This is a genomic window from Dorea sp. AF24-7LB (assembly GCF_003478575.1).
In the GTDB taxonomy this organism is placed as follows: domain Bacteria; phylum Bacillota; class Clostridia; order Lachnospirales; family Lachnospiraceae; genus Dorea_D; species Dorea_D hominis.
This window is the reverse complement of record NZ_QUFR01000001.1, coordinates 1-14,934: the sequence shown is the minus strand read 5'-3', so window position 1 is coordinate 14,934 and position 14,934 is coordinate 1. Positions and strand designations below refer to the sequence as shown.

Annotated in this window: 13 protein-coding genes and 3 tRNA genes; 4 read left to right on the top strand and 12 right to left on the bottom strand. The window is 41.5% G+C overall.

Annotated elements, in window-relative coordinates:
* Window positions 1–28 precede the first annotated feature (28 nt).
* From purF to DWY31_RS00050, 7 genes are all read right to left on the bottom strand, one after another.
* Window positions 29–1,456 (bottom strand): amidophosphoribosyltransferase, encoded by a 1,428-nt coding sequence (purF, locus tag DWY31_RS00080; RefSeq protein ID WP_021860722.1) that lies wholly within the window; start codon window positions 1,454–1,456, stop codon window positions 29–31.
* 81 nt (window positions 1,457–1,537) lie between these two features.
* Window positions 1,538–2,224, bottom strand: coding sequence for an amino acid ABC transporter ATP-binding protein (locus DWY31_RS00075; protein WP_021860723.1), 687 nt, complete (start codon window positions 2,222–2,224; stop codon window positions 1,538–1,540).
* An 11-nt stretch (window positions 2,225–2,235) separates the two neighbouring features.
* Window positions 2,236–2,886: an amino acid ABC transporter permease gene (locus DWY31_RS00070; RefSeq protein ID WP_118519220.1), complete on the bottom strand. Its 651-nt coding sequence runs from the start codon at window positions 2,884–2,886 to the stop codon at window positions 2,236–2,238.
* 75 nt (window positions 2,887–2,961) lie between these two features.
* Complete coding sequence (locus tag DWY31_RS00065) at window positions 2,962–3,783, bottom strand: amino acid ABC transporter substrate-binding protein (RefSeq protein WP_118519219.1); 822 nt, start codon at window positions 3,781–3,783, stop codon at window positions 2,962–2,964.
* Window positions 3,784–3,896: 113 nt separating this feature from the next.
* Window positions 3,897–4,667: a hypothetical protein gene (locus DWY31_RS00060; RefSeq protein ID WP_118519218.1), complete on the bottom strand. Its 771-nt coding sequence runs from the start codon at window positions 4,665–4,667 to the stop codon at window positions 3,897–3,899.
* Window positions 4,642–5,925 carry a DUF5716 family protein gene (locus tag DWY31_RS00055; protein ID WP_021860727.1) on the bottom strand — a complete coding sequence of 428 codons (1,284 nt, stop codon included), beginning with the start codon at window positions 5,923–5,925 and terminating at the stop codon, window positions 4,642–4,644. Before DWY31_RS00055 ends, DWY31_RS00060 begins: the two co-directional genes overlap by 26 nt.
* Window positions 5,926–5,943: 18 nt before the next feature.
* Window positions 5,944–9,234, bottom strand: a complete 3,291-nt coding sequence (locus tag DWY31_RS00050; protein WP_118519217.1) for a DUF5717 family protein — start codon at window positions 9,232–9,234, stop codon at window positions 5,944–5,946.
* A 128-nt stretch (window positions 9,235–9,362) separates the two neighbouring features.
* Here DWY31_RS00050 and DWY31_RS00045 point away from each other — a divergent pair, with 128 nt between their 5' ends.
* Window positions 9,363–10,451, top strand: a complete 1,089-nt coding sequence (locus tag DWY31_RS00045) for a pyridoxal phosphate-dependent aminotransferase (RefSeq protein ID WP_118519216.1) — start codon at window positions 9,363–9,365, stop codon at window positions 10,449–10,451.
* 29 nt (window positions 10,452–10,480) lie between these two features.
* Here DWY31_RS00045 and DWY31_RS00040 read toward each other — a convergent pair whose 3' ends face one another.
* The 3 genes from DWY31_RS00040 to DWY31_RS00030 all read right to left on the bottom strand — a co-directional run bounded on the left by DWY31_RS00040 (window position 10,481) and on the right by DWY31_RS00030 (window position 12,542).
* The gene (locus DWY31_RS00040; protein WP_118519215.1) at window positions 10,481–11,491 is read right to left on the bottom strand and encodes a GNAT family N-acetyltransferase; all 1,011 of its coding nucleotides are present in this window, start codon (window positions 11,489–11,491) and stop codon (window positions 10,481–10,483) included.
* Between the two features lie 85 nt (window positions 11,492–11,576).
* Window positions 11,577–12,125, bottom strand: a complete 549-nt coding sequence (gene ispF, locus DWY31_RS00035; RefSeq protein WP_118519214.1) for a 2-C-methyl-D-erythritol 2,4-cyclodiphosphate synthase — start codon at window positions 12,123–12,125, stop codon at window positions 11,577–11,579.
* Window positions 12,126–12,155: 30 nt separating this feature from the next.
* The gene (locus tag DWY31_RS00030; protein WP_118519213.1) at window positions 12,156–12,542 is read right to left on the bottom strand and encodes a hypothetical protein; all 387 of its coding nucleotides are present in this window, start codon (window positions 12,540–12,542) and stop codon (window positions 12,156–12,158) included.
* Window positions 12,543–12,748: 206 nt separating this feature from the next.
* Here DWY31_RS00030 and DWY31_RS00025 point away from each other — a divergent pair.
* The 3 genes from DWY31_RS00025 to DWY31_RS00015 all read left to right on the top strand — a co-directional run bounded on the left by DWY31_RS00025 (window position 12,749) and on the right by DWY31_RS00015 (window position 13,065).
* A tRNA-Val gene (locus tag DWY31_RS00025) sits at window positions 12,749–12,821 on the top strand.
* A 23-nt stretch (window positions 12,822–12,844) separates the two neighbouring features.
* Window positions 12,845–12,918 (top strand) — tRNA-Met (locus DWY31_RS00020).
* 73 nt (window positions 12,919–12,991) lie between these two features.
* Window positions 12,992–13,065, top strand: a tRNA-Met gene (locus DWY31_RS00015).
* Between the two features lie 323 nt (window positions 13,066–13,388).
* Here the strand turns inward: DWY31_RS00015 and DWY31_RS00010 are convergent.
* On the bottom strand, window positions 13,389–13,880 hold the full coding sequence (locus tag DWY31_RS00010) for a hypothetical protein (RefSeq protein ID WP_147364879.1): 492 nt from the start codon (window positions 13,878–13,880) through the stop codon (window positions 13,389–13,391).
* Window positions 13,881–13,902: 22 nt separating this feature from the next.
* Window positions 13,903–14,934: hypothetical protein (locus DWY31_RS00005; RefSeq protein ID WP_207663551.1), on the bottom strand; the 1,032-nt coding region annotated here is incomplete at its 5' end.

The following is a 14,934-nucleotide window of genomic DNA, read 5'->3' as shown; positions in this document are numbered from 1 at the left end:
TGAATTATATTTAAATAATTTATATCTTCTACTCAAAGGCAAGGGATACATCTCTGCCCGGCACTTTCATCGGATAATTGCCTGTAAAACAGGCATCACAGTAACTTAAATCCCCAACCATATCTTTCAACTTCTCAACTTCCATATATCCAAGAGAATCGGCTCCGATCATCTCCCGAATCTGTTCTGTCGTATGTGAATGTGCAATGAGCTGATCATCTGACGGAACATCTGTACCGAAATAACATGGATGCAAAAACGGCGGCGAGCTGATTCTTACATGCACTTCTTTTGCACCTGCTTTCTTCAACATCTTAATAATATTCGCACTTGTTGTTCCGCGAACAATCGAATCATCTACCATAACAATTCTCTTGCCTTTTACAACTTCTTCAATTACATTCAGCTTGATCTTTACACTACTCTCTCTCTGGCTCTGTTTCGGCTTAATAAATGTTCTTCCGACATAGCTGTTCTTATGAAATGCCATTCCATAAGGGATTCCTGACTGTTCAGAATAGCCTTTTGCAGCCACCAGACCGGAATCCGGCACACCAACAACCAGATCTGCCTCTACCGGATAGGACTCTGCCAGTGCCTTTCCGGCAAGGATACGTGCATGATAAACATTCACATTATCGATCGTACTGTCCATACGCGCGAAATAAATATATTCAAAAATACATCTTGCCTGCTTCTCAGGCGAAATTGCCATAGACTTATCAGAAGTAATACCATTCTTCGTAATTGTTACGATCTCTCCCGGCTCCACATCACGTACAAACTCTGCATCTACAGCAGCAATTGCACAACTCTCTGATGCGAGAAAATATGTATTGTCTCTCTTACCGATACACAGTGGTTTCAATCCAAATGGATCTCTCGCTCCGATCAGTTTACGCGGTGAACTTACGACCAGCGCATAGGCACCTTTGATCTTCTTCATCGCATTTTTTACTGCATCTTCTGCGCAGGAAACATTCAATCTTTCACGCGCAATATGATAAGCGATCACTTCCGAATCAATCGTTGTCTGGAAAATAGCTCCGGTATACTCCAGTTCTCTTCTCAGCTCGATCGCATTCGTTAGATTACCGTTATGCGCAATTACCAGTGTACCTTTGACATATTTCAGTACAAGCGGCATCGCATTCTCTGCTCTCGTTCCTCCGGCTGTTGAATACCTGACATGTCCAACGCCCAGATTACCGTGCAGTGTCTGTAACGCTTCTTCATCAAACACTTCATTTACAAGTCCCAGTCCCTTTTTTGAATGCACTTTGCGTTCACCATATGTATCTGTCACAGCAATACCGCAGCTTTCCTGTCCTCTGTGCTGTAACGCAAAAAGCCCATAATATACAGATGGGGCAACATCGCCTCCGTCCATATCATAGGCTCCAAACACTCCGCATTCCTCGCTCAAACCTGTTGTCATTTTTTCCAATTCACCCATGAATGCAAGACTCCTTATTCGTTTTCAATTTACTCCATTACTCGATTAGTATAATACAAGGTCTGCCGAAAATCAATACATTTAATTTTCGGCAAACTTTCCTAAGAACTCTTTCATACGCTCGTTGTCCGACCCAAATACTTCTTCCGGCGTTCCCTGGAGTGCGATCACACCGCCGTCCATAAATATGATATGGTTGGATACATTCTTTGCAAAATTCATCTCATGTGTAACAATCACCATCGTCATATGCTCTGCCGCAAGGTCTTTGATAACTTTCAATATCTCACCTGTCAGCTCCGGATCAAGTGCTGATGTAGGTTCATCAAAGAAGAGAATATCCGGTTTCATTGCAAGTGCTCTTGCGATAGATACACGCTGCTGCTGTCCTCCCGACAGCTGGAAAGGATATGCGTTTTCCTTATCAGCAAGTCCCATCTTTTTAAGAAGCTCCCGTGCCTCTTTGTATACTTCTTCTTTGTTTCTTTTCTGCACACGAAGTGGCGCATCCACAATATTTTTCAGAACTGAAAAATGAGGGAACAAATTAAAGTTCTGGAAAACAAGACCGAATGTACCATTATAATGGATCTCGCCGGAATCCGGTGTCTCCAGTCCCGTTGCACAACGCAGCAGTGTGGATTTTCCCGAACCGGACGGTCCAATAATACCAAACACTTCTCCTTCTTCTACTTTCATGGAAATGTCTTTTAGAACTTCCACTTCTCCGAAACTTTTTTTCATATGATTAATTTCCAATAAGCTCATGACATCTCCTCCTACCTATAATAATTCAGTTTCTTTTCCAAAAGCTCAAGCAAAAATGCCACAATCAGGTTAAATACATAATAGAAAATTCCCGCAAATACATATGGAAGCATCGTCGTCTGTGATGCAGCCAGTGCTTTAGAAATTGTAAACATCTCCATAATTCCGATTGTAAATGCAAGGGATGTATCCTTCACAAGTGTAATCGTCTCATTCGTAATAGATGGAAGGATGATCTTGATTACCTGCGGAAGAATAATGCGCATAAATGTCTGTGCCTTGCTGTATCCTAATATCTGTGCAGCTTCATACTGTCCTTTCGGCATGGATTCAATGCCACCTCTGTAGATTTCGGCAAAATATGCCGCATAGTTTAACACAAATCCGATTGCTACTGCACTGTTCTTCCAGCTTGGACTGTTTGTGATGCCGAATATATAATATGGGCCGAAATAAATTACCATAAGCTGTAACATGAGCGGCGTTCCACGCATGATTGATATGTATGCCTTAAAAATAGTACGGATAACTACATTTTTTGCCATACGTCCAAACGAAACCAGAAGCCCAAGCGGCAATGAAAACAACAGTGTCACTACAAAAAGCATTAATGTGACTACCATTCCTTCCCCCAGTTTCGATAACATAATTGATACTGTCATAGGAATGTCTCCTCTCCTAGAAAAATGGGCCGTCTGTAAAGACAGCCCCTTTTGATTATTTTATAATTATTTTAATTATTTACCAATGATCGTAATATCTTTCTTAAACCACTTTTGGGAAATCTTAGCCATCGTTCCGTCTTTTGCCATCTCTTCCAATGTGCTCTCTACCTGATCACGGACTGCTTTATTTCCTTTGGCAAATCCTACTCCGTATTCCTCTGCTGCAATCTCATAATCCAGGATTGTGAAATCAGCTTTTCTCTTCTCAATCTGGTAAGCAGCTACAACTGTATCCATAGCAACTGCATCTGCGGATCCGGATTCCAGATTCATAAGTCCTGTATTATAATCTGCTACAACTTCCAGATTGCCAAAAGTTGAAGACAGATCTGCCTTTTCTTTTAACGCAGCCTGTGCAGAAGAATCTGTCTGAACGTCTACGACTTTTCCTTCCAGATCTTTTTCGGATTTGATACCAGAATCTTTTCTGACTACAAATACCTGTTCATTGTTAAGATATGGTTTGGACCATGTATACTTATCTTTTCTTCCATCCATGGTAAATCCGTTCCAGATACAATCAATTCCACCGGATTTTAATTCTGCATCTTTAGAATCCCATGCGATTGGTTTTGCGACATACTTCCATCCCTGTCTCTTGCACACTTCCTGTGCCAGTTCCAGATCGAATCCTGTATATTCGCCATCGTCACCAACAAATCCCATCGGTGGGAAATCCTGGTCAAATCCTACGGTAAATTTGTCACCGGACTTCTTCTCGGTATATTCTTTCTTACTATTTTTGTCAGAGCTATTATCCTTGCTTCCACAGCCTACGAACACTGTCATTGCAAGTAACGTCACTGCAAGCACCATTGCCAGTCTTTTTTTCATAACTTCATCCTCCTGTATTCATGGTATGTCTGCTTTGCATACTGCGTTGTTTTATCAATTCATCAATTGATTACTTTACCACGCTAAATTGCTCTGTTATAGTATCATATTCTTTATTTCTTGTCAATCCCACGATATCGGCGTTTTCGGTATTCAATTTCTTTTCCTTCTTCTCCAATCTCAATATCGGCACGGATATCCGCTCTTTTTTCTTTTAATTCCGCATCAATACCAAGATATCTGGAATTGCCTGACAACATCTTTGTATACTCCTCCTCCGGAAGCGCATGATAGTTGCAGTAAAGATACGCTTTTAACACATCTTCGTTCTCCTGCAGTTTGTAAGATTCTTCATACGCCTGTGCCGCTTCCTCATACAAAAAAAGTCTGCCGTATGCACTTCCCAGACAACCATACACTTTTGCATAAAACGGCTTTCCTACCGAATCATCCCGCTTACCATCAATGATCGTCCGGTAAACAAGAATCGCATCTGCGTATTCTCCGTTTTTCATCAGGCTGTCCGCTTTCAGCTTGAATCTCTCCACTTCTCTCTGATCCTGCAGCTTTTCCAGAATACTCTGTATCTTTATAATCTCCGAAGATGCATACATTGTTGACTGCTGCAATATCTTAAGAATAAACTCTTCTTCCGTGCAATGGTTATCCAGCTCTTCCTGCAGCGCATCTGCAAGTTCATACATCTGCAGCTCCGTCCTGATCCACTCACACAGCTGTCTGTTGATCAGTGTATAATCGATCAGATAGAGATTATTACAGATGAAATAACACAGCTCCTCTAATGTATAGATCCTGATATGGCCTCTGGCAATCACATATGGTTGTCTGGCATGTTTTTTATGACATAGAATTAAACTGCCCATTGATTCCTCCTAAATGTATAACCTTTTCCACCTGAAAATCCGAAGCTTCAAAAAATTCTCCAAAGCCGACATCCTTGAATGTCATCTTACAGGTTCTTTCATCCAGAAACATCACTTCGATCCGCAGGCGGAGTGAATAATCTCTCCGCTCTTTCAGACCATCCAGAGATACTTTTTCTACCTGGAGTTCATCTCCGGCAAGAGTCTCCACATGAATCTCAATATCAGATGTATCTTCCAGGATTACCTCCCATTGTCCATCTGCTTCATACCAGTGTGTTCCCCAAGCAACGACCGGATACCATCCTTCTTTGCCACCAATGCGCATACGCAGACTGATCTGTTCTGTCATGCGTGTGTCATCCAGATATACCGGTCCTTCATTATAATTGCGGTATTTTCGCATGGAAGTGTAGCAGGCACCTTTACTGTACAGATTATCACCCACAAATGCACGTCTTCCGTTGCAGAGCACTTTCAATGAATTCGGATACCATTTATTTTCAAATGCCGCCCCGGTCAGATACACAGACGATACGACCTTTTTCTCAAACACATTCTGGATAAACAGCCGGAAACTTTCATCCGCGCTCTTCGCTTTTTCCCTATTCAGCACAGGGTAAATCGCTTCCATCTCCTGGATCTGCGCACTTGCGACTTCATCTACCGTCACAAACATATCACGGTTCTGACCATTTGCCACATTCATCCTCCGGAGCATATACGCTCTGATCGTCTGTCCATCGCAGAAAAACATCGCTGATTCATACTGCCACAGCTCTTTTGGCTGATAAAACATATAGTGGCAGAATCCTTCTTTGTAATCCTGCACGTAAATATTCTCCTTGTCTACGCCAAGATGCCTGCCGATTCCTTTGAGCATCTTAGACATATCAATATTCGTATATGGCGTAGAAAATGTAATAAACCGGATATCTTCAAAATCCTCCAGTGTAAGTCCTACGAATTTTGCCAAAAGCCAGACTGCATCGTGGACTTTACTTCCAATCCGCACTTTCTTACGCTGCACTGCCTTGCCGAACAGATCTGACACCACGCAGGACGGATTCTTCTGTTCCAGCAGTTCTGCTTCCTTTCCATATACCCATTGTTCTTTTATATAACCTAATTTCAGAGGGATCAGCGACTGTCCCTGTGCATACTCAAACGTCTGCGGTTCGTCGCTTTTCTCATCGTAATAACTGATCTGACAGGTATTTTCATTCAGATCATAGCCAATAATACTGCCTCTTCTCACGTTATTTCTTCCTCTCTGTTATTCATACATCCTAAAAAGACTGTCTGCCATCTTCTCTTCCTCTTCAAAATCCATGATCGCTTTTCTCTGGTTCGCAGGGGACATAGAAAGCATTGCATTCAGTTTTCCGTATTTGCCGGTCTTCACTGTATGCGCATTCGACAGCACTTTCTTCTCCGTTGTTGTGATTTCATTTCCAATTGTATCCTGGAAATAATAATGCAGTTCTTCATCTTCATACAACACGAACTGTTTTACATAAATATTCTCATATGCCGGGAGCAGATTCTCTGTCTTATATCCAAGTGTCTCTTTCCCACCTTTGCGGATCTTGTAGAACAGCTTCACCTTATGTCCCGGCTCCGCACGGTATGCCAACATAGTACGATCATACAGCTGAAGCTCTGTCAGCCACTGCGCCCGGTACTTCATATAGAACGGAAAGATCAGCTGCTTTTCCGTCAGTCTCCGGAGTTCTCTGTGCAGAACTTCTTCCAGTTCATCCGGATATTTTCTTCCGGCATAGTACTTAAGTAGCGCAATCTTGCAGATATCCGGCAGCGTTTCCTTCTTCTCACACTCGTTAGCAATGATCTCAAAAACACTGGATTTCGTATCTCTGCCATTTATTACATACTCTCTTGACGCATACGTCAGGTATGCCTGTTTCAGGCGAAAATATACATTATCAGACAGATAATAATCTTCAAAAATAGCTTCCTCATCAAACATATCTTCTGAAAATAACATCTGCGTAATGATCCGTTCACTGATCTTGCCGGATGCAACCTGATATTCCCGCAGCACTTTCCAGAGCCGCTTCATATCTGCAGTTGCACCACAGTAATAATTCGCCAGGTAAGTCAGCGTTGCTTTGTCATACTGGTGTCTGCGGAACATCTCAAAACACAGATACGTCAGGAAATCATCTTCTTCGTAATTCTCTTCCCGGATCCTTCTGCTGCAAATGCAGAACACATCTTTATCTTCAAAATAGCTTAAGCCCTTAACATAAATATTTTCAAAAGTCGGAGTCTCTTTCTCCTCGCTGTCTTTCCATTTGCCGACAGATGCACCATATTTCTTACAGATTTCCAGGAATCTCGGTTCATAGAACAGACGCTTTGTCTCATATGGAATAGAATCCGTATAATAACGTCCCTCTATCGACTCCCAGATGATCCTTGCTTCTTTGTCATACAGATAGACAATCACCGGCTCATCTTCGGTATATGGGACACGCTGTCTGATTTCTCCATTCTTCTCAATGACAAGCACACAGTTCATATGTGGCACTTTCGTTGAGATCGAATATGCGTAGCAAACATCGCGCATTGCTTCCATATGCTCGGAATCCATATCTTCAGTACAGAAATGCTTATATAAAATACGAAGATATTCTGTGATATGTCGCTTTCTGAGCTGATCCATCGCAAATGTCTTCATCTGCTCTTTGTATCCTTCATACAGTTCTTCACTGTCTGCTTCATAAGTCAGAAGATTAGCGTAAAGAAATGCAGCCTTCTCGTATCCGAGTGTATTTCCATGCATAAAATACAGGAAAACAGACTTCGGAAGCGGTCCGTTTACACTGGATGGATCCAAAGTATTCATATAATACTCATATAACTGGGCAATCTTAAGCTCGGAATCTACTGCTTCCTGATACCAGTGAAAATATTTTTTCTGATTCTTATTTCCCTTGATCAGAAGGATACAGATCGTATTGAGTATCATCGGATCTTTATAAACCTTATAAATCCGCTCTAAAATGCGGAATAACAAATCACTGTAGGACTTATGCTGACTTGCAAAATTCGCCACATATAATGCCAGTTCCTTCGTCATCAGCCGATATTTGGTTGCAAAATTCAACACCTGTAATTCAAATTTGCCAAGCTTTTTCAGAAGTGTCGGCTTCGCCTGATAGCACAAATAAGCTTCCAGATAGAACATAACACCATGTGTTTCAAACTCAAACTGCTGTTCCAGCACTTCCAGTCTCTTGTATGGATTCTTGTATCTTCCGTCTATCTGTAAAATCATATAGAGAAGCAGCCAGGAATCCTGATGGCGCATATAGGTCTTGCCAATCTCATCCAGTACACGCTCCATATGGCTGTCATTCTCACGGATCAGCGCCGTCAGGAACAGGTAATAACAGTTTGTGATCGGATCCTTTCCGATTGCGAAACGGTTATAGTTATAATTCTCCAAAATCCATTTTGCTTCTTCAAACTTCTTACCAATAATATAAACATGTGCCTGCAGAAGCTGGTAAATCTCACTCATCGGCTTAATTCTGCGGATAGCGGCAACATTTTCAATCGCATTCTCCACCCATGTATCCAGCTCGATACGTCCTGCCATATAACCGATATATTCTTTTAAAGACTGCGCATATAACAGTTCCGGTACATAATGTTCCTCATCATATTCCTGATTCTGTAATACTTCAATCTCGTAGGACAATGCCTCATACGGAGTAATGAACCGGATCGTTCCATAGTTTCTTCCGCCATGCAAATATTCCGGACGTACCAGATATTCCATCTCATAACTGTTTCCGACAAAATCTTCTGTTGTCAGATCCGGCTTGGTAACACGTAAAAACGCTCCTTCTGTCTCAATATGGATCGGCATGAAGCCCCATGTGTTCTTTACGATCGTAATCGTTCCTTTATTCGGTTCTTTGATATCTTCAAAGAGCATTCCTTCTCCCTGCAGCGTCAGGAAAATACATTCTTTCTGCTTAATACCGACAAGGAACTCTTCCATTGCCTGTTCGCCGAGCGACCATTTTCGCATATTATCATAGAGATAAAACGTCCGCTCATTCTCATATTTGACAATCTCGTAAAATTCTCTGGAGCGGAACAGTCTTCCTGCTTCCGAGAAATCCTTGATTGCAAGCTTCCTGAAATCATCTGTACTCTGTACTTTACCATAAGTTGTCATAACATATGGCTTTTCGATAATCGCTGTAAAAGCAAGCTCATATTCACCTCCGGAACATACGACCGTGATCTTACCGCGTTCTACATGTCCCGGTTTTAATCCCTTCCCATCATAAGTAAATTCAATCCTGGATGTGACTCCGTCAAATCCCTGATCTTTAAAATGGATACGAAAAGAAGACGGGTATAATATTCCCCGTATCTTTCTGTCATTATTGCTTTTTATTAAGAAACTTCCTCTATATACTTCTCCCTCGCCGATAATCATGACCAGATTCGTCTCTTCGAACACAACTTCCGGCTGTTCTACGCTGAAGTCTCCTTTAGAAAATCTTTGTATCTTATTTTTCAAGACTTACACCTGCATCTTTCGTTGCTTTTTGTAAAAAACATACTATAATGAATTATAGCATTGTTTGTTTGGTAATTGCAATGCTGTTAGAATAAAATCTAAGGATAACCCCGGAAAGGAACATAGATATGGATAAAAAACCTGAATTTCACGGAAGCGATCTGGAGCAGATCGAAGCCTATTATCATATTCCAAAAGAAGAAATCGTCTCTTTCGGTGCAAATGTAAACCCGCTTGGATTGTCCGAGCAGTTGAAGAAAGATCTGGCTTCGCATCTGGATGTGATCACACGTTACCCGGACCGTGATTATAAATCTCTGAAAAAAGCAATCAGCAAATACACCGGTGTATCTGCCGATCATATTGTTATAGGAAACGGATCGACAGAGCTGATCTCGCTTCTCATTTCCACACGCACCCCGAAAAAGGCACTGGTACTTGGACCTACTTATTCTGAATATGCCAGAGAATTATCTTTAAATGGTGGTTCCATGGATTTTTATAATCTGAAAAAGGAACAGGATTTCCAATTAGATATCGATGACTTTATAACGACGTTAAAAACAGACTATCAGCTTGCGATCATCTGCAATCCGAATAACCCGACTTCTTCTGCGCTCACAACAGGTGAGATGGAACGTATCCTCGCAGCTTGCCGGGAATACGGAATCTTTGTTATGATCGATGAAACTTATGTAGAATTTGCACCGGATATTGAAGCAGTCAGCGCAGTCAGTCTTATTCCAAAATACGATAATTTCATGATCATCCGCGGCGTCTCCAAATTCTATGCCGCCCCGGGGCTTCGTTTCGGATATGGTATGACAAGCAATGAGGCTTTCTTAAAAGATCTGCTTCTCTACCAGAATCCATGGAGTCTGAACAGCATTGCCGCATATGCCGGTGAGCGCATGTTTTCCGATACTGATTATTATAAGAAAACCCGCGAACTGATCTGTTCCGAACGCACATACATGTTTGATAAACTCAAGAAAAATCCGAACGTCAAACCATACAAAGCCTATGCGAACTTTATTCTTGTTGAGATTTTGAAAGAGGGCGTTACTTCCTTTGATGTATTTGAAAAAGCAATCAAAAACCGGCTCATGATCCGGGATTGCTCCTCTTTTGAATCATTAGCCGGTGAATTTTTCCGTTTCTGTATCATGAATCCTGCCGATAACCGACGTCTTCTTGATGTATTAAACCAGATTTAAGTACTTTTCTTTTATTTTCCGGTTAAGCATTATACAACTTCATTTAAGTATATTTGGGAAAGAGGGATGATTTTTTTCATTTCCTCTTTCATTCTTTCGGTCATATGGACGCCATCTTCCTCACAAAGTTCTTCCACTGTCTTTGCACCAAATACAAAGCTTGTAAGTGCCGCAATCGGGATCTCCCCTTCGGAATTTTCCGGTTTGCCATCCATCAGCATTGCCCCGGAAATCTCTGTTCCGGTGAGCACCAGTGTGCGGTTATTCTCTTCAATGGCAGAATCGGTTACTGTAAAACATACGCATAACAGTTCCTGCAATCTGAGCGACATCAACATCCGGCGTACATCAACAATCCTTGTCATAATCTTCGGGGTCTCATCTTCATCCTCATCCGGGAACCAGATCCTGCAATCCTCAATCCCCGTTTCATTCTGAAACAGCATCAGTTTTCCACCGTCACTGCTACATTCCCGCATTAACCTTAGATAGTATGCGCCGTCACGTTTCACATATACATCTTTATCTGCCGCAAGCTTTTCATTTGCCCACTCGGCAAATGTATCGCAATCTTCTTCCGTAAGCGGGCGAATACAAATGCCTGCCGCTTCTTTCTTCACCGCATCTGCTAAATTATATACTCTGCGTTCCTGTTCATAAACCGTCCGGAAATCATGTGGTGTATAGATTGCTTCTGCTGCCGGCATCAGGAATGTAAAATTCTCTCCTGATGCATACATATCCTGAAGTGCCCGCCTTAACAGTGCCGCCATAAACCCACGTCCGCGATACTCTTTTCTTGTCGCTACTGCAACGATGTAATGCGCCTGTTTTTCCACACCATTTACCATTAACGTATATGGATTCAGATGCAGCATTGCGCAGATCTCACCATCTTCTTCCACTACATATATATCATTATCTCTCGTTTTTTCTGAAAAATAATAATCCACAAATCCTTTGCTGTCCTCCGTAAATACTTCCTCATACAATAGACGCACTTTGTTATGCTCTTCCTGACTTAACTTACGAATCTCCATTCTTCTTCCAGTCCTTTATATTTCATATAATGATATAGTAATTTCCCAACTCAACTATAATACTTACATCTTGTCCTGCCCGCCTTTACTTTCCCACATTCGGGCAGCCACCACATCCTGCGCAGCCGCCGGTCTGCGGACCGACCTGGTAACTGTAATTAGCAATCGTATCCAGTGATGCGATAGCCTGTGAGGAGATTCCTTCACCTGTTCCGGTAAATCCCAGTCCTTCTTCTGTAGTTGCTTTAATATTTACCTGATCTACATCAATGTGAAGTGCTTCTGCCACATTTTTACGCATCTGCTCAATATGAGGTGCCATCTTCGGTCTCTGCGCAATAATGGTTGCATCAATGTTACCGATGATATATAATTTCTCGTCGATCAGCTTTCCAACATGTTTCAGAAGTTCAATACTGGACGCTCCTTTATATGCCGGATCTGTATCCGGAAAATGTTTTCCGATATCACCAAGAGCTGCCGCTCCCAGAAGTGCATCCATAATCGCATGCAGCAGCACATCCGCATCCGAATGTCCCAGAAGCCCCTTCTCATAAGGGATCTCTACTCCTCCAAGAATCAGTTTGCGGTTCTCTGTCAGTTTATGAACATCATATCCCATTCCAACTCTCATACTGTTATTTCCTTTCCCAGAATATATTTCTTATTCTGTAACATTATTGTGATCTGTATTCTCTTCCTGTTTTTTGGTTTCACTGTGATCTGCTCCCACCGGTTCATCACTCTTCTGTGTATCTGTATTGCCTAACAGCTTGTCCCGGTTCAGTTTACCGTCTTCATCCACATCGCTCTCTAATAATTCCTCGCAGTCCAGCTCTTCTCCGTCATTTTCCACATACTCATGCTTCACTGCCATCACGACTGCCTTCGCACACCATACGATTCCAAGTACAGCAAATGCCACACCCAGCACCAGATAAAGCGTTGCATTCTCCGGCCTGTTTGTCATCGTCTTCTTTATCAGATCAATTCCCAGATATCCAAGATATCCCCCTACAATAATTCGAAAAAATACGCGACCTTTTGTCATTTCATGTCCTCCTGCCTGTGTTTTATTAATGTCTGCCGATTTTATAACTTCTATAAAACTTCTTACAATTCGCATAAATCGGCTGTTTTTCGCACATCTGAGCATATTATATCACATACTTACAATTTTTTGCAAAAAAAGTGTTGACATTTCCTCACTTTTGATTGTATAATAACGAAGTCGGTTTGAGAGAGCCGGGTAAATATGGGATCATAGCTCAGCTGGGAGAGCATCTGCCTTACAAGCAGAGGGTCATAGGTTCGAGCCCTATTGGTCCCATACTTATAAAAATATTTCTTTATGGCGGGATAGCTCAGTTGGCTAGAGCACACGGTTCATACCCGTGGTGTCGCTGGTTCAAATCCAGTTCCCGCTACTTTAAAAAGACTTGTTCTTGCAAGTCTTTTTACATCCGTAATATTAACAGTACTTACGGGCAATATTTTCATGGCGGGATAGCTCAGTTGGCTAGAGCACACGGTTCATACCCGTGGTGTCGCTGGTTCAAATCCAGTTCCCGCTACTTTAAAAAGACTTGCAATTGCAAGTCTTTTTTCAATTCATATCCGGAATATATTCCATTTATTTGTGTTTTTATGCTAGTTTATTTTACTAAAATATTTCAAAATCACCTGCACATATCAAAATATCTACGCAAAACAAACTTCTAAGTTCTACCCCATCCCCGGACTTCTATATTCAATTATCTCTTCTTCTCAAAAATGAATTTCTCGCCCGAACGCGGGCATTTTTGACTGTATAGTAATCCTTCCTTTACAGCTTTTTGTAGCTTTCTTTTCAGCTCATTTTTTCACAGCTCTTCACTGCCTTCTTTACAGCTCGTTTTTACACACCATAATATAAAAATTGTTTTTCATCCGGTTTGAACTTATACTTGTCTGTCATCTCTTTCTTATCACCCATTTTCATCTTGCAAGTGTGTTTTACAATCCATTTGCCATGCTCCTGCACATAATTAATATCCCACTTTGCAACTGTAGATGTTCCATCCGGGAAGTGATAATATTCCATTACCGCATTCATATCCGGAACATTACCTATTTCATCTTTTAACGGCATCTGCAGCTTCAGAAAATATTTATCAATATCCGGTTCCCAATTTATCTTGAGTTGTTTCTTATCTGATGCCACCGTTACTTTCTGCAACTTTCCTTCTTTATACACTTTCACTTTTAAATTGTCATACGACGAAATCTGTTTTCCATTTACACGTATCGTCACCTGACAATTCATCTGATCCGGTGATCCCGCAAAGAAAATCATGCTTCCAAGCACCAGCAAAATCGCCACAACGCTCCAGACTTTTCTCCTGTACATATTATCCACTTCCCTTGTAAATTTATTTCTCCAGTTCCATAACATCCATTATCCGCATATTCTCCCCACTTTCATCATCCACGTACACAACATACAGCTTGTCTCCATATGTCTGGAAATCATAACGGATAATCTCGTCACCTTTACCGGTTTTGTAACCTTTTATCTTCTTTGTCCAAAACGGCGTATCCTGACCGGTTTTGTAATAACTCACCTTGCCATCCTTGAATGTTGCATAGGCATCTGTTGACATGAAAACAGCCTGCTCTTTTTTGAGCTCATACTTCGCTGCAATCTTCTGCTTCTCCATATCATAGTAAATCAGTTCACCGCCACTGTATCTTGCCGCTTCATAATCCGCTCCTGTGTAATGTTCCATGCCACCAAAACGGTAATCTTCCAGTTGAAGCATGAGCATATTTCCGGATACTTTCATATCTACCGGTTTGTATTTTTCTGACTGATACAACTCTTCGCTCTTTCCATCGGCATTTGTTTTATAAATACGAAACTCCTTTGATTCATTACGAAAATCCCATGCATACAAGGTGTCTTTGTAAGATGCCAGTAATTTTCCATCTTGCAAATCAGATTCCTCTTGATGTACACGCTCTCCTGTTTGCTTATTTACCATAACCGGATTGAAGAAATATCCTTTGGAGGCATCTTTGATTGTCAGACTATAACTCACTTCTCCGTCTTTTACCTTTTCCCGCTGACAACTGCCAATATAATAAAGGTTCACATCCGGCGTCGTAATCTTCCTATGCTCTGCCCAATGTTTGTCCTTATCTATAAATGCACCTTTACCAGACTTTTCTTTTAATTCGCCTAAATCCACTGTCTTCCGGACATCTGCTGCATCTAACACATATAACGTCTGCTGATATGAGTCACCTTCATTCGCACCACAGATAATATAAATGTATTTTTCTCCGAGAAACGCCTGCAAAATTCTTTTATCCGCATCCAGCTTCCTCTCAACAACCAGTTTTCCATCCGCATCATACTGGCGCAGAGCATCCCAGGAATTCACATATATGTATTTTCCATT